Source organism: Brevundimonas sp., from assembly GCF_041648055.1.
Classification (GTDB): domain Bacteria; phylum Pseudomonadota; class Alphaproteobacteria; order Caulobacterales; family Caulobacteraceae; genus Brevundimonas.
Window position 1 is genome coordinate 134,653 of record NZ_JBAZPS010000003.1, and the last position, 24,906, is coordinate 159,558.

General features: G+C 66.5%; 23 protein-coding genes and 1 tRNA gene. 17 read left to right on the top strand and 7 right to left on the bottom strand.

Going from position 1 to position 24,906, the window contains the following annotated elements; translation table 11 throughout:
* Nucleotides 1-54: 54 nt before the first annotated feature.
* The 6 genes from tpiA to WC585_RS08780 all read left to right on the top strand — a co-directional run bounded on the left by tpiA (nt 55) and on the right by WC585_RS08780 (nt 8,448).
* A complete protein-coding gene (gene tpiA, locus WC585_RS08755; RefSeq protein ID WP_373257430.1) occupies nt 55-804 on the top strand; it encodes a triose-phosphate isomerase in 750 nt (249 codons plus the stop codon).
* Nucleotides 805-892: 88 nt separating this feature from the next.
* The gene (gene secG, locus WC585_RS08760; RefSeq protein ID WP_373257431.1) at nt 893-1,324 is read left to right on the top strand and encodes a preprotein translocase subunit SecG; all 432 of its coding nucleotides are present in this window, start codon (nt 893-895) and stop codon (nt 1,322-1,324) included.
* 89 nt (nt 1,325-1,413) lie between these two features.
* Nucleotides 1,414-3,066 (top strand): CTP synthase, encoded by a 1,653-nt coding sequence (locus tag WC585_RS08765; protein ID WP_373257432.1) that lies wholly within the window; start codon nt 1,414-1,416, stop codon nt 3,064-3,066.
* A 130-nt stretch (nt 3,067-3,196) separates the two neighbouring features.
* Nucleotides 3,197-5,716 (top strand): TonB-dependent receptor, encoded by a 2,520-nt coding sequence (locus WC585_RS08770; RefSeq protein WP_373257433.1) that lies wholly within the window; start codon nt 3,197-3,199, stop codon nt 5,714-5,716.
* A 10-nt stretch (nt 5,717-5,726) separates the two neighbouring features.
* On the top strand, nt 5,727-7,433 hold the full coding sequence (locus WC585_RS08775) for an alkaline phosphatase (RefSeq protein ID WP_373257434.1): 1,707 nt from the start codon (nt 5,727-5,729) through the stop codon (nt 7,431-7,433).
* 49 nt (nt 7,434-7,482) lie between these two features.
* Complete coding sequence (locus WC585_RS08780) at nt 7,483-8,448, top strand: rhodanese-related sulfurtransferase (protein WP_373257435.1); 966 nt, start codon at nt 7,483-7,485, stop codon at nt 8,446-8,448.
* Between the two features lie 12 nt (nt 8,449-8,460).
* On the opposite strand, the gene WC585_RS08785 is transcribed toward WC585_RS08780, so the two are convergent.
* The 3 genes from WC585_RS08785 to WC585_RS08795 form a co-directional block, all read right to left on the bottom strand.
* A complete protein-coding gene (locus tag WC585_RS08785; RefSeq protein ID WP_373257437.1) occupies nt 8,461-8,661 on the bottom strand; it encodes a hypothetical protein in 201 nt (66 codons plus the stop codon).
* A 422-nt stretch (nt 8,662-9,083) separates the two neighbouring features.
* Entirely contained in the window at nt 9,084-9,872 is a 789-nt protein-coding gene (locus WC585_RS08790; protein ID WP_373257439.1) for an SDR family oxidoreductase, read from the bottom strand.
* Nucleotides 9,869-10,198 (bottom strand): nuclear transport factor 2 family protein, encoded by a 330-nt coding sequence (locus tag WC585_RS08795; RefSeq protein WP_373257440.1) that lies wholly within the window; start codon nt 10,196-10,198, stop codon nt 9,869-9,871. Before WC585_RS08795 ends, WC585_RS08790 begins: the two co-directional genes overlap by 4 nt.
* Nucleotides 10,199-10,253: 55 nt before the next feature.
* Between WC585_RS08795 and WC585_RS08800 the strand changes: the two genes are divergently transcribed.
* Both WC585_RS08800 and ligD read left to right on the top strand, forming a co-directional pair.
* Nucleotides 10,254-10,673, top strand: coding sequence for a winged helix-turn-helix transcriptional regulator (locus WC585_RS08800; RefSeq protein WP_373257441.1), 420 nt, complete (start codon nt 10,254-10,256; stop codon nt 10,671-10,673).
* 75 nt (nt 10,674-10,748) lie between these two features.
* Nucleotides 10,749-13,340, top strand: a complete 2,592-nt coding sequence (gene ligD, locus WC585_RS08805) for a DNA ligase D (protein ID WP_373257442.1) — start codon at nt 10,749-10,751, stop codon at nt 13,338-13,340.
* 4 nt (nt 13,341-13,344) lie between these two features.
* On the opposite strand, the gene WC585_RS08810 is transcribed toward ligD, so the two are convergent.
* Nucleotides 13,345-14,280, bottom strand: coding sequence for a LysR family transcriptional regulator (locus WC585_RS08810; RefSeq protein WP_373257444.1), 936 nt, complete (start codon nt 14,278-14,280; stop codon nt 13,345-13,347).
* Nucleotides 14,281-14,343: 63 nt separating this feature from the next.
* On the opposite strand from WC585_RS08810, the gene WC585_RS08815 reads away from it, so the two are divergent.
* Nucleotides 14,344-15,525, top strand: coding sequence for an MFS transporter (locus tag WC585_RS08815; RefSeq protein ID WP_373257446.1), 1,182 nt, complete (start codon nt 14,344-14,346; stop codon nt 15,523-15,525).
* A 6-nt stretch (nt 15,526-15,531) separates the two neighbouring features.
* On the opposite strand, the gene WC585_RS08820 is transcribed toward WC585_RS08815, so the two are convergent.
* Nucleotides 15,532-16,398, bottom strand: a complete 867-nt coding sequence (locus tag WC585_RS08820; protein WP_373257447.1) for a Ku protein — start codon at nt 16,396-16,398, stop codon at nt 15,532-15,534.
* Between the two features lie 56 nt (nt 16,399-16,454).
* Nucleotides 16,455-16,544: transfer RNA gene (locus tag WC585_RS08825), tRNA-Ser, on the bottom strand.
* A gap of 129 nt (nt 16,545-16,673) precedes the next feature.
* On the opposite strand from WC585_RS08825, the gene WC585_RS08830 reads away from it, so the two are divergent.
* Genes WC585_RS08830 through WC585_RS08850 form a run of 5 tightly spaced genes read left to right on the top strand, consistent with a single transcriptional unit; the run spans nt 16,674 to nt 20,823 of the window.
* Nucleotides 16,674-17,600, top strand: coding sequence for a septal ring lytic transglycosylase RlpA family protein (locus tag WC585_RS08830; protein WP_373257448.1), 927 nt, complete (start codon nt 16,674-16,676; stop codon nt 17,598-17,600).
* A 37-nt stretch (nt 17,601-17,637) separates the two neighbouring features.
* The gene (gene tmk / locus WC585_RS08835) at nt 17,638-18,261 is read left to right on the top strand and encodes a dTMP kinase (protein WP_373257449.1); all 624 of its coding nucleotides are present in this window, start codon (nt 17,638-17,640) and stop codon (nt 18,259-18,261) included.
* Nucleotides 18,258-19,244 carry a DNA polymerase III subunit delta' gene (locus tag WC585_RS08840; protein ID WP_373257451.1) on the top strand — a complete coding sequence of 329 codons (987 nt, stop codon included), beginning with the start codon at nt 18,258-18,260 and terminating at the stop codon, nt 19,242-19,244. The genes tmk and WC585_RS08840 overlap by 4 nt, the downstream gene beginning before the upstream one ends.
* The gene (locus WC585_RS08845; protein WP_373257452.1) at nt 19,244-20,032 is read left to right on the top strand and encodes a TatD family hydrolase; all 789 of its coding nucleotides are present in this window, start codon (nt 19,244-19,246) and stop codon (nt 20,030-20,032) included. The genes WC585_RS08840 and WC585_RS08845 overlap by 1 nt, the downstream gene beginning before the upstream one ends.
* The gene (locus WC585_RS08850; RefSeq protein ID WP_373257453.1) at nt 20,029-20,823 is read left to right on the top strand and encodes an MBL fold metallo-hydrolase; all 795 of its coding nucleotides are present in this window, start codon (nt 20,029-20,031) and stop codon (nt 20,821-20,823) included. Before WC585_RS08845 ends, WC585_RS08850 begins: the two co-directional genes overlap by 4 nt.
* 399 nt (nt 20,824-21,222) lie before the next feature.
* On the opposite strand, the gene hemB is transcribed toward WC585_RS08850, so the two are convergent.
* The gene (gene hemB / locus WC585_RS08855) at nt 21,223-22,224 is read right to left on the bottom strand and encodes a porphobilinogen synthase (RefSeq protein WP_373257454.1); all 1,002 of its coding nucleotides are present in this window, start codon (nt 22,222-22,224) and stop codon (nt 21,223-21,225) included.
* 136 nt (nt 22,225-22,360) lie between these two features.
* Here hemB and WC585_RS08860 point away from each other — a divergent pair, with 136 nt between their 5' ends.
* The 3 genes from WC585_RS08860 to WC585_RS08870 are packed head-to-tail and all read left to right on the top strand — an operon-like array spanning nt 22,361 to nt 24,878.
* The gene (locus tag WC585_RS08860; protein WP_373257455.1) at nt 22,361-23,500 is read left to right on the top strand and encodes an isobutyryl-CoA dehydrogenase; all 1,140 of its coding nucleotides are present in this window, start codon (nt 22,361-22,363) and stop codon (nt 23,498-23,500) included.
* Nucleotides 23,497-23,829, top strand: coding sequence for a hypothetical protein (locus WC585_RS08865; protein WP_373257456.1), 333 nt, complete (start codon nt 23,497-23,499; stop codon nt 23,827-23,829). Before WC585_RS08860 ends, WC585_RS08865 begins: the two co-directional genes overlap by 4 nt.
* Complete coding sequence (locus tag WC585_RS08870; RefSeq protein ID WP_373257457.1) at nt 23,826-24,878, top strand: enoyl-CoA hydratase/isomerase family protein; 1,053 nt, start codon at nt 23,826-23,828, stop codon at nt 24,876-24,878. The genes WC585_RS08865 and WC585_RS08870 overlap by 4 nt, the downstream gene beginning before the upstream one ends.
* Nucleotides 24,879-24,906 lie beyond the last annotated feature (28 nt).

Sequence of the window (24,906 nt, forward strand, 5' to 3'; positions counted from 1 at the left end):
GATCGCAGGTAGGCATCTTGCATTCGACGGCGGGCCCGACCTAGACATTCCCGTATGAAACAATCCGTGAAGTTGATCGCCGGAAATTGGAAGATGAACGGCCTGGCCGCCGATCTGGCCGAGGTCGATGTCTTGGTCTCCGAACTGACAAATGACCCTGCTGCCTGCCGCGTGGCCCTGTGCCCGCCAGCGACCTTGGTGCATCGCATGGTCGAGCGTGTGAGAGACAGTGTCGTCGAAATCGGAGGGCAGGATTGCAGTCCGGAGCCCAAGGGGGCCTTCACCGGCGATGTGTCTGCGGCGATGCTGGCCAATGCCGGTGCGAGCCTGGTCATCGTCGGCCACTCCGAACGTCGTCAGGGGCATGGCGAGACAGACGCCGTCGTCGCCGCCAAGGCTCAGGCGGCTTTCAACGCAGGCCTGGCTCCCATCGTCTGTGTGGGTGAAACGCTCACGCAGCGCGAGGCGGGGCAGGCGGTAGAGGTGGTGCGCCGTCAGGTCATGCAATCCCTGCCAGCCGCTTTGACCGGACAATCGTTCGCGATCGCCTATGAGCCGGTCTGGGCCATCGGCACGGGCCTGACGCCGACGCTTCGGCAGATCGAAGAGGTTCACTGCGCGGTGCGCAGCGCCATGATCGAGCGGCTGGGTCTTGGCGTGGCGGCTGTGCCGATCCTGTATGGCGGATCGGTCAAGCCGGACAATGCGGCCGACATCCTGGCCGTTCCGGAAGTGGGCGGAGCCCTCGTCGGTGGAGCCTCTCTCAAGGCCGCCGATTTCCTGGGCATTATCCGGGCCGCCTGATCGCTCAAGCCTGTTTGCTCCCACGCATCAACAATGATAGACGCCGCCGCTTGATCGGCGCGGCCTCGCGCCACACATATCGGCTGCCATGCTCCAGACCATTCTCCTCGTCGCCATGATTCTCGTCTCGATCGCGCTTGCAGGCGTGATCCTGATCCAGCGCTCCGAAGGGGGCGCGCTCGGTATGGGCGGCGGCCCATCTGGCATGATGACGGCGCGCGGTGCGGGCAACCTGCTGACTGTCACGACCTGGTGGCTCGCGGGCATTTTCTTCGTCCTGGCCGTGGCCCTGACCATTCTTGGCAATGTCGAGCGGGCTAGCCAGTCGATCGTTGATCCCAATGCCATCGGGGAACTGGCCACGCCGCCGTCGGGCCAAACTGCTCCTGCGGGAACGCCGGCCGCGCCGACACCAGCAGCACCGGCCGCGCCGTCATTGCAGGACCTGGAGAATAGCCTGTCGCAGCCCTCCGCCCCGGCGACGACCCCGGCTCCGGCCCAGCCCGCACCGGCACAATAAGGATGGGCGGGGAGTTTATCCCCGCCTTCCGCTCCCGTCCCAATAGTCTGTCCAGCAATGCCGTCGAATCAGCGGTAAGGTGATTTCCCATGGCCCGTTACGTGTTCATCACCGGCGGCGTGGTTTCCTCATTGGGAAAAGGCCTCGCCTCAGCCGCTCTCGGCGCGCTCTTGCAAGCGCGTGGTTACAAGGTCCGTCTGCGAAAGCTCGACCCCTATCTGAACGTCGATCCGGGCACGATGAGTCCCTATCAGCATGGCGAGGTCTTCGTCACGGATGACGGGGCCGAAACCGATCTGGACCTGGGTCACTATGAGCGGTTCACGGGCGTATCGGCGGCCAAGTCCGACAACATCACCACGGGCCGTATCTATTCGACAATTCTGGAGAAGGAGCGGCGCGGCGATTATCTGGGCGCGACCGTCCAGGTCATTCCGCACGTTACCGACCAGATCAAACAGTTCTGTCTGACTCCGGCCCTGACTGATGACGGCGATGACGTCGATTTCGTCCTGGTCGAGATCGGCGGCACGGTCGGCGACATCGAAGGCCTGCCTTTCTTCGAGGCGATCCGCCAGCTAGGCCAGGACCTGCCGCGCGGTCAGTCCTGCTTCGTCCACCTGACCCTGCTTCCATTCATCAAGACGGCCGGGGAGATGAAGACCAAGCCGACGCAGCATTCGGTCAAGGAGCTGCGTTCGATCGGCATCCAGCCGGACATCCTGCTGTGCCGCTGCGAGTTTCCGATTCCCGAGGACGAGAAGCGCAAGATCGGCCTGTTCTGCAACGTGCGGCCCAGCGGCGTCATCCAGGCGATGGATTCCAACGATATCTACGCCGTGCCGCTGGACTATCACCGCGAGGGCCTGGACGCCGAGGTGCTGGCGCATTTTGGCATGGCCGACGCGCCCGCGCCGGACCTGTCGCGCTGGGAAACCATCGCCCAACGCCGCCTGCACCCTGACGGCGAGGTCACAGTGGCCGTGGTCGGCAAGTACACGGTTCTGAAGGACGCCTACAAATCCCTGATCGAGGCCCTGCATCACGGCGGCGTCGCCAACAACGTCAAGGTCAACATCGACTGGGTCGAGGCTGACACCTTTGAGGGCGATCCGGAGGCTTGCGAGCAGCGGCTGCAGGGGGCTCATGCGGTGCTTGTCCCCGGCGGCTTTGGCGAGCGCGGGTCAGAGGGCAAGATCGAGGCGGCGCGGTTCGCCCGCGAGCGCAACATCCCCTATTTCGGCATCTGTTTCGGCATGCAGATGGCGGTCATCGAGGCCGCGCGGAATCTGGCCGGATATTCCAAGGCCTCCTCCACCGAGTTTGGCCCGACGACCGAACCGGTCGTCGGTCTGATGACCGAATGGACGCAGGGCAACCAGCGCGTGCTGCGCCAGCAAGGCGGCGACCTGGGCGGCACCATGCGGCTGGGGGCCTATGATTCGACGCTGAAGCCTGGCTCCAAGATCGCCCAGATGTACGGTTCGACGACCATCAGCGAGCGGCACCGTCACCGCTATGAGGTCAATATCAACTACCGCGAGGCCATCGAGGCCAAGGCCGGGCTGATCTTCGCCGGCCTGTCGCCCGACGGGGTGTTGCCCGAAACGGTCGAGCGTGAGGACCACCCGTGGTTCGTCGGGGTGCAGTATCACCCCGAGCTGAAGAGCCGCCCGTTTGCGCCGCACCCCCTGTTTGCCGGCTTCATCGAGGCGGCAGTGGTGCAGAGCCGACTGGTCTGACCATTCGCTCCTTGGGCGGAACGACCGTCACTGAGTCGTCGGCATAGCTTCACCTTTCATGCGTCAGACCGTCGTCTGTCGTGCATGAACGCTGGTTACGTCCGGACCCTGCATTTCAGCGGGGGACACCATGCGCACTTCGATCGGCTTCAGAACACGGCTTCTTTGTGCGGCGGCAGGACTGACCTTCGCCGGGCTGGCAAACACTGCTGCTGCGCAGGACGCACCTGACGCGACAGAACTGGATGAGATCGTCGTCACCGCCCAGTTGCGGGCTCAGGATCCGATCGAGGTGCCCTTCGCCCTGACCGCTTATACGGGCGACTTCCTGGAAAAACTGGGCGTTCAGGAGTTCGATCAGCTGTCGGCCTTCGTGCCCGGCTTCCTGGTGCAGAACCAGTCGCCCAACAACCCCGGTTTCGTGATGCGCGGCATCACCTCCGATTCGGGCGTTTCGACCGCCGAGCCTCGCGTGTCGGTGTTTCAGGACGGGGTGTCCATTTCGAAATCGCGCGGCTCCTACGTCGAGCTGTTTGATCTGGAGCGGGTCGAGATCGCCAAGGGTCCGCAGTCGACCCTGTACGGCCGTGGCGCTCTGATCGGTGCCGTCAACATCGTCCAGAACCGCGCGCGTCCAGGCGTGTTCGACGCTGCCGCTTCGCTGGAGGTCGGCGATTATGCTTATGGGCGCTACGACGGCATGATCAATGTGCCGCTGGGCGATGACGCGGCCCTGCGTTTTGCGACCCGCCTGAAAAGCCGGGACGGTTCGGTCGAGAACCTGCTGGGCGGCGAGGACTACAACAGCATCGAAACCGAAGCCTTCCGCCTGTCGGGTGCTTGGCATCCATCCGAGGCCCTGCGCATCGACTTTATCGCCAACTATCAGCAGGACGAGGCGTCGGGCACATCGTTCAAGTCCAACTTCTACCTACCGTCTGATCCGACGACGGGAGCGGTGCTGGGCAGCTCGGAACCTTGGGAGGGCGCGGCCCTGACGCCGTTCGCCAACTTCGACGGCGGCAAGACCCTCGGCCTGGACCGCGATGTCTGGGGCGTGACCGGCCTGGTTCGCTGGGATTTGACTCCGTCGATCAGCCTGAATTCGACCACCGCCTATCGCGAGTTCAACTCTTATGAGACGTTCGACGCTGACGGCCTGTCGTTGCCGCTGCTGACGGCGGCCGAGGATGCGCAGGGCGAACAGTGGAGCCAGGAGTTCCGCTTGGCCTATGACGATGGCGGGCGTTTCAGCGGCTTCATCGGCGCAGGCTGGTTCCGCGAGGAAGGCTTCCAGCGCACGCCGACCCAGTTCGACGAGCGTATGGCCCTGGCTCAGCTTGGCGGCCTTTTGGACGGGTCGCCGACGGCGGCGGGCCGCAACACCCTGCCGTCGGCGGCCTATTCGACCGTGGCGGCAGGTTTCCTGACCGCCGCCCTGACGCCATTGGGGGCCGGGGCTCTCGCCGCGCCGATCGCGGCCAATCTGAAATCGGGCCACATTGAAACCCCGATCAACAGCGCCGAGCTGACCTCCTACGACATCTTCGCCGACGTGACGTTCAAGGCGACCGAGCGGCTCGAGTTTGCGGCAGGTCTGCGCTACACGACCGACGACAAGACCACCGGCTATGCCAGCTCGGTCGCCAATGGCCGTTCGATCGCGGGCGGCCTGCTGGCCATCCTTAGCGGTGCCGTGCCGCCCGCGCAGGTGCCAGGACTACTGGCCGGCCTTGCCAACCCTAATGCCGTGAACCTGCCCGCCAACGTCTTGCCCCTGTTCGGCCTGACGTCGCAGCCGACGGCGAACAACGGCGATTTCGTCTATCAGGATCTGGAGGACGACGGTTTTACCTGGCGTCTGACGGCTCGCTACGCCCTGTCCGATGACGCCAGCGTCTATGCCAACTATGCGCGCGGTCGCCGTCCGCAGGTGCTGAGCGTCAGCGGACCGTCCGCACCGCTGGGTGCCCCCACCTTCAACGTCATCGACGCCGAGACGGTCGACAGCTACGAGGTCGGGGCCAAAACAGCCCTGATGGATCGTCGCCTGCGTCTGGAAGGCGCGATCTTCCACTACGCCTACGAAAACTTCCAGACCACGATCCAGAACGGGACCACCTTCATCACCACCAATGCGGGCGAAGCTACCTCCTACGGCTTCGAGGGGCAGACTACGTATGAGGTCTCCGACGCCTTCGACGTCTTTGCCACCTATGCCTACAACCATTCGCGTTTCGAGGCGGGCATCTTCGACGGCAATCGTTTCCGCCTGTCGCCGGACCACAAGGCGTCGATCGGTGCGACCTGGCGGGTGACGGCCGGGGATGGGCGGATCGAGGTCCAGCCGACCTATACCTGGCAGTCCAAGACCTTTTTCGACGACAACAACGACCTGCCTTCATTGCAGACCCGCAACTTTGTGGCCGACCTGGTTCAGGACGAGTTTCAGGACAGCTATGGCCTGCTGAACCTGCGCATCCGCTATGCGCCGAACTCGGGCAACTGGGGTGTGGAAGCGTTCGGGGACAACATCCTGGACGAGGAATACATCAAGGATGCGGGCAATACAGGCGACGCCTTGGGCCTGCCGACCTTCATCGCAGGGCGCGGGGCCAGCTACGGCGTCGGCTTCACGGTCCGGTATTGAGGACATGACCATGAACATGGATCGCCGCAGTCTTCTGGGTCTGATCGGGGGCGGGGCCGTGGCCCTGCCCACCAATCAGGCGGGGGCACAGTCGCCCGGCACGGTCGCCTTCCTGCACGGCGTGGCCAGCGGCGATCCGGACCGGCACTCTGCCGTATTCTGGACGCGCGTGACGCCGTCCGATGCCAACTCTGGCGATATCGAGGTGCGGCTGGAGGTGGCGCGAGACGAGGCCTTTGTCGACATCGTGCGGACCTCGAACGGTTTGCGTGCGCGAGCCGAGCGGGACTTCACCGTCAAGCACGACCTGGACGGCCAGGGGCTGGAGCCGGGGCAGCGGTATTTCTACCGCTTCGTGGCGGGGGATGTCGTTTCGCCCGTCGGTCGGGTCAGGACCCTCCCGGAGGGCGCGACGCCGGACCTGAGCCTGGCGGTCGTCTCCTGTCAGCTCTATCCGGGCGGGCTGTTCAACGCCTATGACGCCATTGCGAAGCTGGAGCGGCTGGATGCCGTCGTCCATCTGGGCGACTACATCTATGAATATGGGGCCGAGGCCGACGACTATGGCATGGTCACGGGCGCGGCCCTGAACCGGCTGCCGCAGCCGCCGCACGAGATCGTCAGCCTGGAGGACTATCGGCTGCGTCACGCCCAGTATAAGTCCGATCCGGACCTGCAGGCGGCGCATGCGCGGGCCCCGTTCATCTGCGTCTGGGATGACCATGAGGTGACCAACGACAGCTGGGTCTCCGGGGCCGAGAACCATCAGCCGGAGACCGAGGGCGACTATGCCACCCGCAAGGCGACGGCGCTGCGGGCCTATTACGAATGGATGCCCATTCGGGAGGCGGCTCCGGGTGCCTTGCGCGAGGCGATCAACCGGACCTTCCATTTCGGAAATCTGGCCAGCCTGATGATGGTCGAGACGCGGCTGTCGGGGCGCGGCGAGCAGCTTACCTATGAAAAGGACCTGACCTTCTCGGCCGGGCCGGACGGCCAGCCTGCCCCGGACGTGGCGGCATTCCGGACACGGCTGGCGGATCCGTCGCGAGATCTGCTGGATGCGCCGCAACGCGACTGGCTGGGCAGCGAACTGGCCGCATCGAAGGCGGCGGGTCGGCCTTGGCAGGTGCTGGGCAATCAGGTGGTCACCGCCCGCGTGGCCGGACCCAATCTGTCCCAGATGGCGAGCCCGCAGCAGATCGCGACCATGATCGGCAGCCTGCCCGAGGCGGTGCGGCCCCAGGTGGCCCAGCTGATCGAACTGTTCAAATCGGGCTTGCCGTTCAACCTCGATGCCTGGGACGGCTATCCGGTCGGGCGCGAGCGTCTGTACCAGACGTTCAAGGCGGCGGGCGTGACCCCGGTGGTTCTCGCCGGCGATAGCCACGCCTTCTGGGTCAACGACCTGAAGGACGATGCCGGAGAGCGGCGGGCGGTGGAGTTTGGCACCAGCGCCATCTCCAGCCCCTCGCCGGGCGACTTCCTGGGGGCCTTCCCTCTGGGCATGGCCCTGACCCAGGCCAATCCGGAGGTCGAGTTCTGCGACCAGAAGGCCAAGGGGTTCGTGCTGCTTAAGTTCACGCCCGAGGCTCTGACGGCGGAACTGCACACGGTGTCGACCATCCTGGCCAAGCCGTACGAGGCGCGGGTCCTGGCGACCTATCGTGTGGCACAGGCAGACGGCGGCCTGGGGCCGCTGGAGAAGCAGGGCTAGAGCCCGCTCGCTCGCCAGAGGCGGGCGGATGTGGCATGGGGCGCACCCCATGACCGAACCGTCCGCCCCATTTCGCGTCGCTGCCCTGTACCGCTTTGCGCCCGTCGCGGACTGCGCCGCCGTGCGCGACCGGCTGAAGGCGCTGTGCGGGAGCGAGGTCCGCGGCATCCTGCTAGTGGCGGCTGAGGGGATCAATGGGACGATCGCGGGGCCGTACGCAGCCGTAGAGGCGGTGATCGACGGCATCCGGGCCATGCCAGGGTTCGGCGAACTGGACGTGAAATACTCGACCGCCGCCACGCCGCCGTTCCTGCGGCTGAAGGTGAAGATCAAGGCCGAGATCGTGACCATGGGCCAGGTCGGGCTGGACCCCGTGCGCCAGGCCGGGACCTATGTGGCCCCCGAGGACTGGAACGCCCTGATCGCCGATCCGGACACCGTCGTGATCGACACACGCAATGATTATGAGGGCGCAATCGGGGCCTTCGCCGGGGCCGTCCAGCCCAACACCCGCAGCTTTCGAGAGTTCGCCGACTGGTTCGATCGCGAGGGCCGCGCCCTGCTGGATCGACCGACGCCGCCTCGCGTGGCCATGTACTGCACCGGCGGCATCCGCTGCGAGAAATCGACGGCCTATCTGAAGGCGCAGGGCGTGCAGGACGTGCACCATCTGGAAGGCGGCATCCTGCGCTATCTGGAGACGGTGCCCGAGGACCAGAGCCTGTGGTCGGGCGAATGCTTCGTGTTCGACGAGCGGGTCGCGGTGGGTCATGGCCTGACCCCCGGTACCCACAGCCTGTGCCGGGGTTGCCGCATGCCGGTCAGCGAGGCCGACCGCGCCTCGCCCCACTATGTCGAAGGCGTCTGCTGCCCGCGCTGCCACGACGAGCGCTCCGAGACTCAGAAGGCCCGATATGCGGAACGCAAGCGCCAGATGCAGATCGCCGAGGCGAGGGGCGTGGCCCACATCGGCGAGGTGGTGGGGACGGGCCGGCGCGCTGATCCAGCCGAGTAAGGCCTTCGACGGTCAGTCGGCTTTGTCGGAGGACTGGCCCGGCGCGGCCTTGAAGGTGTCGCCGACGACCGTGGCATCCGGCCCATCCGGCCCGGCGGCTTTGCGCGACTTCAACCCGGTCCGGCGTACCGCCTCGTCCGAGGTGGCGGGATCCGGCTTGCCGCCCGGCGAGGCGGCGTTGTCCTGGCGTCCCTGAGACTGTTTATCGGCCATGGTCCTGATCCCTGAATGAGTGGTCCAGAGCCAACAGGGCTGGGGCGAACCGGTTCCCGGAAGGGGGCACCCGCCACGACGATCCGGCTGAGACAGGGTCCAGAAGGGTTGGTGTCTCCCCAAAAATAGGGGTGCCCTTTTCAGTTTTGAAACGCGGAGTGTCAGCCGGGTGCGAGGCGGGGTCGAGGCCCCATTGAGGCCCGCGTTCCGATGATACTGACGATGTGAAAGACCCCTTCGCGGCCTGCATCGCCGCCGATACCGCCTGGACTGGCAAGGGGAGGGTGCGGGATGATCGCAAGGGTGCTGGAGTAAGAAAGTCGGGGTCGCTGAGCGTCGAGAGTCTCCATTCCAGGGTCGGGAGGGGTGCAAGGATTGGGGTCGGAAAGGCACCATGAACCGACCCCCTCCTGCCGCCCGGTTCAGATGGTCGGGATGGTGCCTCCGTCGATCACATATTCCGCACCGTGAATGGCGGAGGCCCGCGTCGAAGCGAGGAAGACGATCAGTTCGGCGACCTCCTCGGGTCTGGCGGCGCGGCCCAGCGGTATGCCGCCGAGCCCGTCCAGGACCGTCTGCCGGGCCTCTTCCACCGACCCTCCGGTCTCGGCCGCGATCCGCTGAAGCAGGGCGTCGGCCGCCTCGGTCGCGATCCAGCCGGGCGACACCACATTGACCCGAACGCCCTTCGGCCCAAGCTCTTTCGACAGGGCCTTGCTGTAGGTGGTCAGGGCCGCCTTGGCCGCCGCATAGGCGATGGTGGACTCCGGCAGGGGCAGGGCGCGCTGGATGGAGGCCATATGGACGATGGCCCCGTGTCCCCCCGCGATCATCTGGGGTGCCAGCAGCCGATCCAGACGGACGGCGGGCATCAGGTTCAGATCCAGCTCCGTGCGCCAATGATCCTCGCTCAGGGCCGCGAAACCGCCTGCGGGCGACGACGAGCCGCCGACGACATGGGCCATGATGTCGATCCCGCCCAGACGAGTCATCGCCGCCTCGGCCAGGGCCTCGCACCCGTCCAGCGTCAGGAGGTCGGCCTTGACGAATTCGGCCGCGTTCGACGTCGGGGAAGGCTCCCGCGCGGCGGTGATGACGCGGGCCCCGCCGGCCAGGAAGCGCTCCACTGTTGCCCGGCCTGCGCCCTTGGTGCCAGCCGTGACGAGCACTCTCTGTCCGTCGAACTCGCTGGGATCAGGACGCGCAGTCACCGCGTGATCCTCAGCGCGCGGATGACATCGCCATCCAGGGTGAAGCGAAAGGTGAACCGCAGCGGGCTGCCTTTGAAGTCACCCACGGTAGGTCCCTCGACCACAACGTGGTCGCCCTCGTGATGCAGGGTGTCAGGGGTGAAGATGGCCCTGCTGGCGACAGTTTCCTGCTGGATCCACGACCGGATCTCGGCATGGCCGACATGACGATGCCGGTCGTCCTCCACGACGGCATCAGGGGCGAAGGGCTGGACCATGCCTTCGAGGTCGAGGCGGGCATTGGCCGCGACATAGTCGGCGATGGGTCTGGGCAGGTCGGGGATCATCGGGCGCTCCGGCATGGCTGTTGTGTCCCGACCAAACTGGAAATAAGCTGTTGAGATGGCAAGTACGGACGAAAAGGTAAGGTACGCACCCGACGGTAAGCCGGTGGACTACACCCCGCAGACGGCCGCCTCGAGCGCCCAGAATGTGATCCGGATTCTGGAGGGCCGGTGGAAGCTGGTCATCCTGTTCCAGCTGTTCGGGGCGAACGTCCGGCGCTTCTCGGAACTGGAACGGGCCATTCCCGGTGTGTCGCAGAAGATGCTGATCCAGCAACTTCGACAACTGGAGCTGGACGGCGTCGTCGCGCGTATCGTCCACCCCCAGGTGCCGCCCAAGGTCGAGTATCACCTGACCGAGTGGGGACAGACCCTGTGTCCTGTGCTGGATAAGCTGTTGAACTGGGCCGAGGCGGCACCTGACGCGGTCAGGCAGCGGCTGATCGATGCCGATCAACAGGCACAGGCGGGATCATAGACTGCCCTTCTGGATCGGTGGCGCCTTCGCTCCTCCACCGCGTTGAGACGGTTGGGACTGGACGGAGGCGGCGGGATGCGCGGTGAACTGAAGACCTATCAGGCCAAGCGGAAGTTCGGCGAGACGCCGGAGCCGAAGGGCAAGAAGGCCGCGCGCGCGAAGGCGGGGCGGACCTATCTGATCCAGCGGCATGCGGCGACGCGGCTGCACTATGATTTCCGCATCGAGGCGGACGGTGTGCTGAAGTCCTGGGCCGTGACCAAGGCTCCGTCGCGGGACACCTCGGTCAAGCGGCTGGCGGTCGAGGTGGAGGATCATCCGCTGGACTATGGCGGGTTCGAGGGCACCATTCCGGACGGCAACTATGGTGCCGGGACGGTGCAGATGTGGGACACCGGTATTTGGGAGCCGCAGGAGCCGGATCTGGAGGCGGCCTGGGCCAAGGGCCAGATCAAGATGGTCCTGCACGGCGAGCGGCTGAAAGGGAAATGGGCGCTGATCCGGCTGAAGAGCGACCGGGGCAAGCCGTCCAAACGGAACAACTGGCTGCTGCTCAAGGAAAAGGACGAGCATGCGGTGGCGGGCGAGGGCGACGCATTGGCCGAGATCGACGCCTCGGTGACGACGGGGCGATCGCTGGCGGAGATTGCCGAGGGCAAGGCACAGTGGACGTCGTCGAAGCCGACGGGCCGCAAGGGCCCTGCGAAGCCTAAGCCGTCGAAGGCCGCGACAAGCGGCGCGACAAAGCCGCCTGCGTTTGTGCCGATCCAGCTATGCAAGGTCGCGGACCACCCACCCGGCGCGGCGGGCTGGGCACATGAGATCAAGTTCGACGGCTATAGGCTTCAGGTCGGAATCGGGGGCGGCAAGGCGGTGCTGCGGACACGCAAGGGTCTGGACTGGAGCGACCGTTTTCAGGACCTGGCGGCTGATGCGGCCGGGTGGCCCGATGCGGTGATCGACGGGGAGCTGTGCGCCCTGGACGACGATCACATGCCGGACTTCTCGGCCCTGCAGGCGGCGATCTCGGACGGGAAGACGGGTGGCCTGACCTACTTCGCCTTTGACCTGTTGTTCGAGGGTGGGGAGGATTTGCGCAAGCTGCCACTGTCGCATCGCAAGGCGCGTTTGCAGGCCTATGTCGACCGGGTAGGCAAGACTGCCGGAACGCGGCTCCGCTATGTCGAGCATTTCGCCTCGACCGGCCAGGCGGTGCTGGAAAGCGCCTGCCGGATGGATCTGGAAGGGGTGATCTCCAAGAAGCTGGACGCCCCCTATCATGCCGGGCGGTCGAGCAGCTGGGTGAAGTCCAAATGCCGGGGCCGTGACGAGGTGGTCATCGGCGGCTGGTCGTCGGAAGGCGGGACGCGGTTCCGATCGCTTCTGGTCGGGGTGCGTGAGAAGAGCGGACTGCGTTACCTGGGCCGGGTCGGCACCGGCTATGGCGAGGCGGTGACGAAGACGCTGGTGCCCGCCTTGAAGGCGGTGTCGGCGAACAAGAGCCCCTTCACCGGCGCAGGCGCGCCCAAGGCGGCCAGGGACATCCACTGGGTCAAGCCGGTGCTGGTCGCCGAGGTCGAGCACGGCGGCTATACCGAGAGCGGCTCGCTGCGCCAGGCGGCATTCAAGGGGCTGCGCGAGGACAAGACCGCCGCCGAGGTGACGGAGGCCCCGCAGGCTCCGGCCATCACCCTAGCGAAGGCGTCCGCACCAAGGACGGAGAAGGCGACCACCACGGTCAAGGCCGCACCCAAGGCGGGCAAGGGCAAGGTGATCGTGGCGGGCGTGACCATCTCCAGCCCGGACAAGGTGCTGTGGCCCGCGGTCGGCGACCGACCGGCGATCACCAAGGCGGACCTGGCACGCTATTACGAAGCGGCCGCCGATCGCATCCTGCCCCACGTGGCAGACCGGCCGACCTCGATCATCCGCGCGCCCGACGGGATCACGGGCGAGACCTTCTTCCAGCGCCACGCCATGGCCGGGTCCAATCCCCGGCTGAAGCTGATCGATGTCAAGGCGCGCACGCCCTATGTCGCCGCCGTCGATGTCGGCGGGCTGGTGGCGATCGGACAATCGGGTGGGTTGGAACTTCACCCCTGGGGCTGTGCGCCGGGCCAGCCGGAAGTGCCGGACCAGATCACGTTCGATCTGGACCCCGACGAGGGGCTGGACTTCGGCGACGTGATCGTCGCGTCGAAGGTCGTGAAGGCGAAGCTGGAAGACCTGGGGCTCAAGCCGTTCGTGAAGACCACCGGCGGCAAGGGCCTGCACGTCGTGGTGCCGATCAAGACGGACGCCCGCAGCCGCGTGACCTGGGATCAGAACAAGGCCTTCGCCAAGGCGGTGTCCGAGGCAATCAGGATCGACGCTCCCGACCGCTTCACCACCACCCTGGCCAAGAAGGCACGGGGCGGAAAGATCTTCATCGACTATCTGAGGAACGGCCGGATGGCGACGGCCGTGGCCCCCTGGTCGCCGCGCGCCAGACCGGGAGCGGGCATTGCCTATCCCCTGTCCTGGGGTCAGGTCCGGGCCGGGCTGGACCCGTCGGCCTTCAATCTGTGGACATATGAGGGCCTGCTGAAGAAAGCCGATCCGTGGAAGGGCTTCAGGGAAGAGGCTGCAAGCCTGAGGCCGGCCCTGAAGCGGATGAGCATCGATTGAGGCGTCAGCGCAGCCGTTCGACCAGATAGTCGATGAAGACGCGGACACGGGCCGGCATATTGGCTCCGCCCGCAAAGACGGCGTGGATGGGCTCACGATCTCCCGGATTGAAGGCCTCCAGAAGCGGCACCAGCCGACCCGACGCCACGTCGGCGACCACATTGAACGCGCCCACCCGGGCGATGCCGACGCCCTGAAGCGCCAGCTGGACCAGGGTCTCACCGTTGTTGGCTTCGATATTGCCCTGCACGGCCAGGGCGCGCGCCTGACCGCTCTCGATAAAAGGCCAGACCGGTTCGGCGCGCCGGAAATTGAAATTCAGACAGTTGTGGTCATGCAGATCGTCGGGCGTCAGCGGCGTGCCCCGTGCGGCCAGATAGGCAGGGGAGGCCACCACCATGCGGCCGGTTTCGCCGATACGGCGGGCCGTCAGCGGGCTGTCGGCAAGCGGCCCGAAGCGGATCGCCACATCGGCTTGGCCGGCGGCGACATCCACGACCGCATCGGTCAGATTGATGTCCACCAGAATGCCGGGGTACCGCGCGACGAATTCACCCAGAAGGGGCACGATACAGAGCCGGCCATGACCCAGGGCGGCGCTGACCCGAACGCGCCCGCGCGGTGCGCCCTGATCCGAGATCGCCTGTTCGGCATCGTTCAGGTCGGCGAGGATCCGCCTTGCTGCCGAAAGATAGCTCTGGCCCTCCGCCGTCAGGGCCAGGCTGCGGGTGGTGCGCAGGATCAGACGGACGCCCAGGCGGGCCTCGATGCGGGCGATGGTGCGGCTGACCGCCGAGGGAGTCAGATCGAGACTGCGGGCGGCAGCAGAGAAGCTGCCCGTGTCGGCAACAATGGCGAAAATCTCCAGCTCGCCGGTGCGGTCGGTCTCTCCATGCCTCATCTTTGCGTCCAGATCACAGATGTTGGTCCCTGGGGCCATCTAGTAGCGATCAGGTCTTCATTCCATCTGGTGGTGACAAAATTCCTCTCCACAGAGCCTCTCATGAAACTCAATCCTCCTCTCCTGGCACTGGCGGTCGGTGCCTTCGGCATCGGCGTGACAGAGTTTGCGCCGATGGGTCTTCTGCCGGTCATGGCCGGGGATCTCGGCGTCTCGATTCCGGCGGCAGGGCTGTTGGTCAGCGCCTACGCCTTCGGGGTGCTGATCGGCGCTCCGCTCATGACATTGACGACGGGCAGGGTCGCGCGAAGGACGCTGCTGGTCGGGCTGATGGGTATCTTCACCCTGGGGAATCTGCTGTCGGCCATCGCACCGGACTACTTGACCCTGATGGCGGCGCGGGTCCTGACCTCCTTCAACCATGGGGCCTTCTTCGGCGTCGGTGCCATCGTGGCGGCCAGTGTCGTGGCTCCGAACCGGCGGGCGGGGGCCGTCGCAGCCATGTTCATGGGCCTGACCCTTGCCAATGTGACCGGGGTACCGCTGGCGGCATGGGCCGGCGATGTGCTGGGCTGGCGGGCGTCCTTCTGGGGGATCGCGGGACTGGGCGCACTTGCCATGATCGCCCTGGCGCTGACCCTGCCCAAGGGCGCGGTCGCGGCCGCCACCGACGGCGGGTCCATGAAGGCCGAACTGGCGGTGTTGACGCGGGGACCCGTCCTGGCGGCCCTGGCCCTGACGGTGCTGGGTTCCAGCGCGATGTTCACGGTCTTCACCTACATCGCCCCCATCCTGACAGAGAAGACCCAGGCGACGACGGCCTTCGTGACCGCCATGCTGGTTGTCTACGGACTGGGTCTGACGCTCGGCAACTGGCTGGGTGGGAGATTTGCGGACAAGTCGGTGGATCGAACCCTGGTGGTGACCCTGGTCGCACTCGCGGTGCTGTTGATCGCCTTCGCCGCGCTGATGCCGTGGGCGTTTGTCGCGGCGCCCCTGATCTTCCTGTGGGGTGTCGCCAGCTTCGCCCTAGTCCCGCCGCTGCAGATGCGCGTGATGGCTGCGGCCTCCGACGCGCCCAACCTGGCCTCGGCGATGAACATCGGCGCCTTCAACCTGGGCAACGCCATCGGCGCGGCCCTCGGCGGTGCCGTGATCAGCGCCGGTCTGGGCTATCCAGCTGTCGCACTGTCGGGTGCCGCCATGGCGATATCCGGACTTGTACTGATCCTGCTGCTGATGCGGCGCGAGACGCGGGCCGTGCCGGTCGTCGAGGCCTGCTGAAGGCGATCAGGCGGCGGTCTTCTTGCGGGCCGCCGTCTTTTTGGCTGGAGACTTCCCGGCGGGCGTCTTTTTCGGAGCGGCCTTCCGGGTCCCGGTGGCTGATCCCTTGAGGCTGTTCTTCAGGGCCGCCATCAGGTCGATGACATTGGTGTCGTCGGGTTCGGCGACATCGACCGTGCCCTTGCCGCCCTTGGTCTTGGCCGCGATCATGTCGCGCAGGGCGTCGTCGTAGCGGTCCTTGAAGTCCGAGGCGTCGAAGTCGGCCTCCTTCTGGCCGATGATCCGGGCGGCGATCTCGACCATGTCGGCATCGGCCTTCACCGTCGGGATGTCGTCGAAATAGTCGGCGGCGTCGCGCACCTCGTCATGGGCCCGCAGGGTGTAGGCGACCAGCCCCTTGCCCCGCACCTCCAGGGCCAGTTGGCGCTCCTTGCCGCGCAGCACCAGACAGCCCAGCGCCACCTTGCCCTGTTTCTTCATGGCGTCGCGGATGACGGCAAAGGCCTCGACGCCTGCGCCCTTTTCGGGGACGACGAAGAAGGGGGAATCCCAGAACAGCCGGTCGATGTCGGCCTCGTCCACGAACTTGTCGATGGAGATGGTCTTGGTACTCTCCAGCTTCACCTTGTCGAAGTCGGCGTCGTCGAACAGGACGTATTCGTCCTTGGACACCTCATAGCCGCGCACCAGGTCGCTGCGCTCGACCGGGCCGGTGTCGGGATCGGTCGGCACCATGCGGATGCGGTTGTTGGTCTCGGGATTGATCAGGTGAAAGCGCACGTCGTTCGTGCTGGTCGTCGCGGTGAACAGCGCCACCGGACAGGTGACCAGCGACAGCTTCAGATGTCCCTGCCAAGTGGGTCGCGCGGCCATGTCGTCTCTCCCGTGAAGCCTTTAAATGCCGGTCGCGGCAAAGGGTTCGGGGTGACTGGCGGAAGCGGTGGGATTCGAACCCACGGACGGCTCTCACCGTCGCTGGTTTTCAAGACCAGTGCCTTAAACCACTCGGCCACACTTCCTGATCGACGGCAGGCCTGTCAGAGCCATGCACCGTGCGGACCGGCGACATAGCGCAGAAGGATGCGTTAACCAAAGCGGAAATCTGTTCTCCGATACTGACCGCCTGAGTGTGATGCGGGAGCGGCGCGGTGACGGCGAGGATTGCGAAGGGTCTGGTCGTGGCGGCGGTGATGTCGCTGCTGGCGGCGTGCGCCAGTGGGGCGTCGTCAGGCGGGATTGGTGGCGGTCGGCTGGCCGATGCGGGGCGGATGCCTGTGGTGACCGATCCGGCGCCGATCGTATCGGGGACCATGCGCCCCTATCAGATCCGGGGGCGGTGGTACCGGCCCGAGGAGCAGCCGAACTATGACGAGACGGGGCTGGCGTCCTGGTACGGGGCTCAGTTCAACGGGCGGCCGACGGCGACGGGCGAGCGGTTCGACATGCATGCTCTGACCGCCGCCCACAAGACCCTGCCGCTGCCCGGGCTGGTGGAGGTGACGAACCTGGCCAATGGCAGGCGCATCGTGGTGCGGGTCAACGATCGCGGGCCGTTCGCGGAAGGGCGGATCATCGATCTGTCGCGCGGGGCGGCCGAGGCGCTGGACCTGTTGCAGCGCGGCGTGGGCGAGGTGCGGGTGCGCTATCTGGGCCGGGCCCCGCGCGAGGGTGGCGGCACGACGATGCAGTATGCGGCGGCCGAGCCGGTGGCGGCGGGTCCGACGGCCTTGCGCGGGCCGGTGCCCTATCTGTCGGTCGCAGGCGGGGAGGGTGCGGTGACTGCGGCCCCGGTATCTGAACCCGTGCGGTATGAGGCTCCGGCCCCTGTAGTCAGGGCCCCGACAGTGCCATCGCAAATGGCGGGCCAGTGGGTTCAGGCGGGGGCCTGGGCCGATGCGCGGGCGGCGCGGCGGGCGGCGGAAACCCTGGGCGGCAGCGCCCGGGTCGAGCAGGATGCGGGCGGGGCCTGGCGGGTGCTGGTGGGGCCCTGGCCCGACGCCAGTGCGGCGGAACGGTCGCGGCGGGCGGTGATATCGCGCGGCTATCCCGACGCCCTGTTGATATCGGCGCAGTAAAGCTTGCGAAGACGCCCGGCGTCGCCATTGTGCGCCGGTGACCCAGGGCAGATTCATCACATTCGAAGGCGGCGAAGGCACCGGCAAGTCGACCCAGGTCGCGCGCCTGGTCGAACGGCTGCGCGCGCGCGATCTGGAGGTCGTGCAGACGCGCGAGCCGGGTGGGTCGCAAGGGGCAGAGGAAATCCGCAACCTGGCCCTGAACGGCGACGCCGGGCGCTGGTCGCCGATGACCGAGACGCTGCTGATGTTCGCGGCGCGGTCGGACCATCTGGAGCGGACCGTGCGGCCCGCGCTGGAGGCCGGGCGGTGGGTGGTCTGTGACCGGTTCGCCGATTCCAGTCGGGCCTATCAGGGGGTGGGGGGCGGCACGCCGGCCGACTTCATCGAGGCGCTGGACGCCAGTGTGGTGGGCGCGACCCAGCCGGACCTGACGCTGGTGTTCGACCTGCCGGTCGAGGTGGGGCTGGAGCGGGCGTTCGGCAGGGGTCTGTTCGAGACGCGGTTCGAATCCAAGGGACTGGCGTTTCACGAGCGGTTGCGCAGCGGCTTTCTGGAGATCGCCCGGACGCATGATCGCTGTGTCGTCATCGACGCCGATGGCGACATGGATACGGTGACGGAACGGGTCTGGGCCGCTGTCGAGGGGCGGCTGCTGTGAGCGAGCATGCGCGCGACCGGTTCGACCTGATCCCCGATGCGGCGGCGGAGGCCGCGTTTCTGGATGCCCAGTCGCGTGGGCGGTTGCATCACGCCTGGCTGCTGTGCGGGGTCGAGGGATCGGGCAAGGCGACGTTTGCCTATCGCGCCGCGCGGCGGCTGCTGGGAGCGGCACCCGATCCATCGCGGGGCCTGCTCGGAACGCGGCCGGACGATCCGGTGGCGCGCCTGATCTCTGCCCAGTCCCATCCCGACCTGCTGGTGCTGGAGCGGGCGGTGGAGGGCGGCAAGACCAAGAAGTCGATCTCGGTCGATCAGGCGCGGGACCTGCCGGAGTTCTTCTCCAAGAGCCCGTCGCAGGCCCAGGCGCGGGTGGCCATCATCGACGCCGCAGACGATCTGAACCTGAATGCCGCCAATGCCTTGCTGAAGGTTCTTGAGGAGCCGCCTGAGAGCGGTGTGCTGTTTCTGGTGACCAATGCGCCGGGGCGACTGCTGGCCACCATCCGCTCGCGGTGCCGCCGGCTGGCCTTTCCGGTCTGGCCCGAACATGCGCTGGAGGAGCTGGTCCGCAACCGAACGGGCGTGCCCTCGGCCGAAGCGGCGCGGATCGCGGGAATGGCGGCGGGATCGCCCGGACAGGCGCTGGCCCTGGCGTCCGGGGCGACGCTGGAGGCCGATCAGCTGGCGCAGGACTGGGTCAATGCTGACGTCGTGGACCGGGCCGAGGCCATGGCGGTGGCCGACAAGTTCCGGGGCGCGGAGGGGCAAGAGCGGTTCGAGACCCTGATGGAGCGGCTGATCGCGGCGGTGAAGGTCAGGGCGCTGAACGAGGGCGCGTCTGGTGCGCGCTGGGCCGAGCTGTGGACGCGGCTATCCGAGCTGCCGGACCGGACGGCGGCGATCAATCTGGACAGGGCCGATGTGCTGGCGGGTGCCCTGGCGGACCTGCAGCGGACGAAGACACAGGCAGGGGCGCGCTGATGCTGATCGACAGCCATGTGAACCTGCATGCGCCGCAGTTCGACGAGGACCGCGACGACGTAATCGCGCGGGCGCGCGTGGCGGGGGTCGGGGTGATGGTCGAGATTTCCGATAAGCTGTCGACCTTCGAGGCGACGCATGGCCTGGCGATGGCGCATCCGGACATCTGGTGCACGGTTGGGGCGCATCCGCACGAGGCAAAGGATCATACGGACCTGACGGCGGCACGGCTGGTCGAGCTGGCCAGGCGGGACCGGGTGGTCGGGATCGGCGAGTGCGGGCTGGATTTCTACTACGACTTCAGCCCGCGAGATGTGCAGGCGGCGGTGTTTCGCCAGCATATCGCCGCGGCGCGCCAGACAGGCCTGCCGCTGGTGGTGCATACGCGCGAGGCGGATTCGGTGATGGGCGATATTCTGGAGGAGGAGATGGCCATCGGGCCGTTCCGGTTCCTGATGCACTGCTACACGTCCGGCGCAGAACTGGCGGAAAAGGCAGCAGAACTGGGGGCGTGGTTCTCCGTCTCCGGCATCGCAACGTTCAAGGCGGCAGGTGATGTGCGCGCGGTGATCGCGGCCATGCCGGCGGACCGGATCATCGTGGAGACCGACTGCCCCTATCTGGCCCCCATACCGCATCGGGGGCGGCGCAATGAGCCGGCCTTCGTCGGCCATGTGCTGGATAAACTGGCCGAGATCCGGGGCTGGTCGCGTGAGGAGGCCGAGGCGCGCACGACGGACGCCTTCTTCACCCTGTTCGATCGCATTCCGAGGCCTGCCGGCACATGAGCGAGCTGGAAGTCGTCATCCTGGGCAGCGGATCATCGGGCGGGGTGCCGCGCGGGGACGGCGACTGGGGCGACTGCAATCCAGCCGAGCCGAAGAACCGCCGCAGCCGCTGCTCGGCCCTGATCCGGCGGCACGGGCCGGAGGGTGTGACCAGCGTCCTGATCGACACCTCGCCGGATTTGAGGGAACAGGCCTTGGCGGCGGGCATCCGGCATGTGGATGCCGTCCTCTATACCCACGACCACGCGGACCAGACCCACGGCATCGACGACCTGAGGGTCTTCGCCATGCGCACCCGGCGGCGTATTCCGGCCTGGATGGACCAGGCGACGATGGACGCGCTGACCAGCCGGTTCGGCTATATCTTCGAGAGCGTCGAGGGCTATCCGGCCATTCTGGACGCGCACCTGATCCCCCCGCATGGCCAGCACTGGGCGTTGGGCGGCGCAGGCGGCGAGGTGCCGGTCGTGACCTTCGATCAGGCGCACGGGCCCATCCGCTCGGTCGGCTATCGCGTCGGGCCGGTGGCCTATTCCAGCGACGTGTCCGATCTGGACGAGGCGGCGCTGGAGGCCGTGCGCGGCTGCGACCTGTGGATCGTCGACGCCCTGCGCTGGACGCCCCATCCGACCCACGCCCACGTGGACAAGTCCCTGGACTGGATCGCGCGATCAGGGGTCAAGCGGGCGGTGCTGACCAATCTGCACCTGGACCTGGACTATGCGGCGCTGAAGGCCGTGGTGCCGGACAATGTGGAGGTGGGGTTCGACGGGTGGAGCGCAACGATATGAGACCGCTGTCCTGTACAAATGCTGGCGCTCATTACTTGCGTGGTTGCCGCGTGCGGCCAAGCTAGCCAGGAAGTCAGTCATCCCTTCTATGTGCAGGAACTTCCTGATTCCGTGGAACGTGCGCTTTACCGCTGTTCGGGAGGCCCGAATGGGGGTTGCGCTATAGATGGCCTTCCCGGTCCAGACTTGGTTGCGGCGGGTGCCGACGCAATCCATGTCGTTGTTGCACGTCGATCTGAGGGGCGATTGGAGTACTTCTATTTCGCTCGTGTGCCAGAGGAGGCTGGCGCCTACGGCCGTAATCCCGAACGCATCGTAGGCCCTTTGAATAAGAGCGCGTTCGAGGACGCCAAAAATCGGCTCAACCTCCCAGACTTCAAGATTGATGATCGATAGGCTCTAACCCAGCAGCCGCGCCGCCTGAGGGGCAAAGTACGTCAGCACCCCCGCACAGCCCGCCCGCTTGAAGCCGTGCAGGGTTTCCAGGATGGCGCGGTCCTGGTCCAGCCAGCCGTTGGCGATGGAAGCCTGCATCATCGAATATTCGCCGCTGACCTGATAGGCGAACGTCGGGACGCGGAAGGTCTCGTGGACCCGGCGGACGATGTCCAGATAGGGCATGCCGGGCTTGACCATGACGGCGTCGGCCCCCTCGGAGATGTCCATGGCGACTTCGCGCAGGGCCTCGTCGGAGTTGGCATAGTCCATCTGATAGGTCTTCTTGTCGCCGACCAGCATGGCGGCCGAGCCGACGGCGTCGCGGTAGGGGCCGTAGAAGGCCGAGGCGAATTTGGCCGCATAGGACAGGATCATGGTGTCGTGCAGGCCGTTGGCCTCCAGCGCCTCGCGGATGGCCTGGACGCGGCCATCCATCATGTCGGAGGGGGCCACGACGTCGGCCCCGGCATGGGCGTGGATGAAGGCCTGCTCGGCCAGCCGCTCCAGCGAGGCGTCGTTCAGCACCCGCCCGTCCTCGACCACGCCGTCGTGGCCGTGGTCGGTGTAGCAGTCCAGCGCCACGTCGGTCATGACGCCGATGTCCGGCACCGCATCCTTGATGGCCCTGATGCAGTCGGGGATCAGGCCGTCGGGATCGGTCGCGCCGGTGCCGACCGCGTCCTTGATCGCACCGTCGATATTGGGGAACAGCGCGACCATGGGGATGCCCAGGCCGTGCGCCTCTTTGGCCGCCTCGGCCGCAGCCCCGGGCGACAGGCGGAAGACGCCGGGCATGGAGGCGACGGGGATGCGGTCGTCAGCCCCGTCATGGACGATCAGGGGCCAGATCAGGTCGGCGGGGGTCAGGGTTGTCTCGGCGACCAGACGACGCACCCAAGGGCTCGAGCGCAGGCGGCGCGGACGGGCGTAGGGGAAGGCGGCGGGCGCGAAAGGCTGGGTCATGCCTCCCCTTAGCTTCCTTCACCCGTTGGGAGAAGGTGGCGCGCAAGGACGACGGCTGCGCCGCCGCGCGCTCAAGCCCTCTCCCGCCGGGAGAGGGAAGGCGTTAGAAGGCTCGAAAACACCAAGGGAACGCTTCATGGATTTCGCCCTCAACGACGATCAGCGCGCCATTCAGGATGCAGCGCGGGCCTTTGCCGAGGCCGAACTGGCCCCGCACAGCGCGGAGTGGGACGAGACCAAGACCTTCCCCGTCGACACGATGCGTCAGGCCGCCGAGATGGGGTTCTGCGGCATCTATACCGGCGAGGAGCACGGCGGGATGGCGCTGGGCCGCGTCGAGGCGGCGGTGATCTTCGAGGAGCTGTCGCGCGGCGATGTGTCGACCGCGGCCTTTATCTCGATCCACAACATGGCGACGTGGATGATCGACAGGTTCGGCTCCGACGACCTGAGGGGCCGGTATGTGCCGTCGCTGGTGTCGATGGAGAAGATCGCCAGCTACTGCCTGACCGAACCCGGCTCGGGGTCGGATGCGGCCGCCATGCGCACGAAGGCCCGGCTGGACGGCGATCATTATGTGCTGAACGGCTCCAAGGCCTTCATCTCGGGGGCTGGAACGTCGGACGTCTATGTCGTCATGGCCCGCACCGGAGAGCCGGGGGCCAAGGGCATTTCGGCCTTTGTCGTCGATCTGGGCACGCCCGGGCTATCGTTCGGGGCCCAGGAAAAGAAGATGGGCTGGAACAGTCAGCCGACAGCCATCGTCCAGTTCGACGATTGCCGCGTGCCGGCGGCCAACCTGCTGGGCCAGGAAGGCGACGGTTTCCGCTATGCCATGATGGGGCTGGACGGCGGGCGGCTGAATATCGCCGCATGTTCGCTGGGCGGGGCGCGTCTGGCGTTGGAGACGGCCCTGGAATACGTCGCCAGCCGCAAGCAGTTCGGCAAGGCGCTGGCCGAGTTCCAGAACACCCAGTTCAAGCTGGCCGACATGGCGACGCAGCTGGAGGCGGCGCGGCTGCTGGTCCTGCGCGGAGCATGGGCCATCGACACCGATCATCCGGAAAAGACCAAATGGTGCGCCATGGCCAAGCGGTTCGCTACCGACGTCTGTTTCCAGATCGCGGACGAGGCCCTGCAACTGCACGGCGGCTATGGCTATCTGAAGGACTATCCACTGGAGCGGATCGTGCGGGATTTGCGGGTGCACCGTATTCTTGAGGGCACCAATGAGATCATGCGGGTGATCACGGCACGCGAGATGATGCGTCAGTGAAATCTTCAGTCGTTTGCGAGCGAACCTACCACACCCATCGCGACGGAGAGGTCCATCCGGTTCCGGTCCGTTGGCGTATACCGGTACCGGATCCACGGGGCGGTTGGAGCTGTGAATATGAGATCGAGTGGCCGCAACGCGAAGTCCGGATTGCGCGAGCTTATGGCGTAGACTCCGTACAGGCGCTCTATCTGGCGCTGCAGAATGTGGCGGCAGAGCTGTATACCGCCAGGCCCGCAGTATTCCTGTTTGAACCCGACGACATCCTGCACCTCCCTACTGCCGGGCTTGATGATTTTGAAGCCGCCCGTACGAAAGGCCGTCCGTGACCTCTGAACCCGAAATCCTGACCCGCGTCGCCTCTGGCGTGGGGATCATCACCTTGAACCGGCCCAAGGCGCTGCATGCGCTAAACCGGGGCATGTGCGAGGCGATGACGCGGGCGCTGCTGGACTGGCGCGAGGACGATGCGGTCAAGTCGGTGCTGATCGACCATGCGGGCGTGCGGGGGTTCTGTGCCGGGGGCGACATTCGGATGATCGCCGAGAGCGGGGCGGGGGATGCGTCCGAGGCCAAGGCCTTCTTCAAGACCGAGTATCGGCTGAACCACCTGATGTTCGACTATCCCAAGCCCATTACGGCCCTGGTTGATGGCATCGTCATGGGCGGAGGCGTCGGCATTTCCGAGCCCGCCGTGGTGCGGATCGCCACCGAGCGGACGACCTATGCCATGCCTGAGACGGGCATCGGGCTGTTCTCGGATGTCGGCGGCGGCTGGTTCCTGCCGCGGCTGCCCGGTCAGACAGGGGTCTGGCTGGCGCTGACGGGCGCGCGGTTGAAGGCGGCGGATACGGTGTTTCTGGGTATCCACACCCATTATCTACCCAGCGATGCGCTGGAGGCGTTCCGCGCCATCCTGTCGGCGGATCCTGCGCACCCGGTCGATGTCGCGGACGGGCTGGAGGACGATGCGGGCGAGGCCCCGATCGAGGCGCATCTGGAGGCCATCGATCGGCTGTTCGCCTTCGACACCGTCGAGGACATCTTCGCTGCCCTGGAGGCCGATGGGTCGGACTGGGCGCTGGCGCAGCTGGCCACGCTGAAGACCAAGTCGCCGCAGTCGCTGAAGGTCTCGCTGCGTCAGATCCGGACCGGGGCGACGCTGACCGACTTCGCCGACAACATGGCCATGGAATACGCCCTGGGCGGTCGTGTGGTGCGCACACACGATTTCCAGGAGGGCGTGCGGGCCGTGATCGTGGACAAGGACAATGCGCCGAAATGGTCGCCGGAGACGCTGGAGGGGGTCACGGACGCGGCGCTGGACGCTCTGTTCGCGTCCCTGCCTGCAGGTGAGGCTTGGACGCCGCTCGACTGAGGCAATGCGCGGGGGCTTGCGCCCGAGA

What these genes read in the sequence shown, in the direction of transcription:
- WC585_RS08785 (WP_373257437.1), bottom strand. Translation starts at nt 8,661, where the DNA reads ATGGCCGATAAACAGTCTCAGGGACGCCAGGACAACGCCGCCTCGCCG.
- WC585_RS08820 (WP_373257447.1), bottom strand. Translation starts at nt 16,398, where the DNA reads ATGGCCGCGCGACCCACTTGGCAGGGACATCTGAAGCTGTCGCTGGTC.
- WC585_RS08795 (WP_373257440.1), bottom strand. Translation starts at nt 10,198, where the DNA reads ATGATCCCCGACCTGCCCAGACCCATCGCCGACTATGTCGCGGCCAAT.
- WC585_RS08780 (WP_373257435.1), top strand. Translation starts at nt 7,483, where the DNA reads ATGACCGAACCGTCCGCCCCATTTCGCGTCGCTGCCCTGTACCGCTTT.
- WC585_RS08765 (WP_373257432.1), top strand. Translation starts at nt 1,414, where the DNA reads ATGGCCCGTTACGTGTTCATCACCGGCGGCGTGGTTTCCTCATTGGGA.
- ligD (WP_373257442.1), top strand. Translation starts at nt 10,749, where the DNA reads ATGCGCGGTGAACTGAAGACCTATCAGGCCAAGCGGAAGTTCGGCGAG.
- WC585_RS08775 (WP_373257434.1), top strand. Translation starts at nt 5,727, where the DNA reads ATGAACATGGATCGCCGCAGTCTTCTGGGTCTGATCGGGGGCGGGGCC.
- WC585_RS08800 (WP_373257441.1), top strand. Translation starts at nt 10,254, where the DNA reads ATGGCAAGTACGGACGAAAAGGTAAGGTACGCACCCGACGGTAAGCCG.
- WC585_RS08770 (WP_373257433.1), top strand. Translation starts at nt 3,197, where the DNA reads ATGCGCACTTCGATCGGCTTCAGAACACGGCTTCTTTGTGCGGCGGCA.
- WC585_RS08815 (WP_373257446.1), top strand. Translation starts at nt 14,344, where the DNA reads ATGAAACTCAATCCTCCTCTCCTGGCACTGGCGGTCGGTGCCTTCGGC.
- WC585_RS08810 (WP_373257444.1), bottom strand. Translation starts at nt 14,280, where the DNA reads ATGGCCCCAGGGACCAACATCTGTGATCTGGACGCAAAGATGAGGCAT.
- WC585_RS08845 (WP_373257452.1), top strand. Translation starts at nt 19,244, where the DNA reads ATGCTGATCGACAGCCATGTGAACCTGCATGCGCCGCAGTTCGACGAG.
- tpiA (WP_373257430.1), top strand. Translation starts at nt 55, where the DNA reads ATGAAACAATCCGTGAAGTTGATCGCCGGAAATTGGAAGATGAACGGC.
- hemB (WP_373257454.1), bottom strand. Translation starts at nt 22,224, where the DNA reads ATGACCCAGCCTTTCGCGCCCGCCGCCTTCCCCTACGCCCGTCCGCGC.
- secG (WP_373257431.1), top strand. Translation starts at nt 893, where the DNA reads ATGCTCCAGACCATTCTCCTCGTCGCCATGATTCTCGTCTCGATCGCG.
- WC585_RS08850 (WP_373257453.1), top strand. Translation starts at nt 20,029, where the DNA reads ATGAGCGAGCTGGAAGTCGTCATCCTGGGCAGCGGATCATCGGGCGGG.
- WC585_RS08860 (WP_373257455.1), top strand. Translation starts at nt 22,361, where the DNA reads ATGGATTTCGCCCTCAACGACGATCAGCGCGCCATTCAGGATGCAGCG.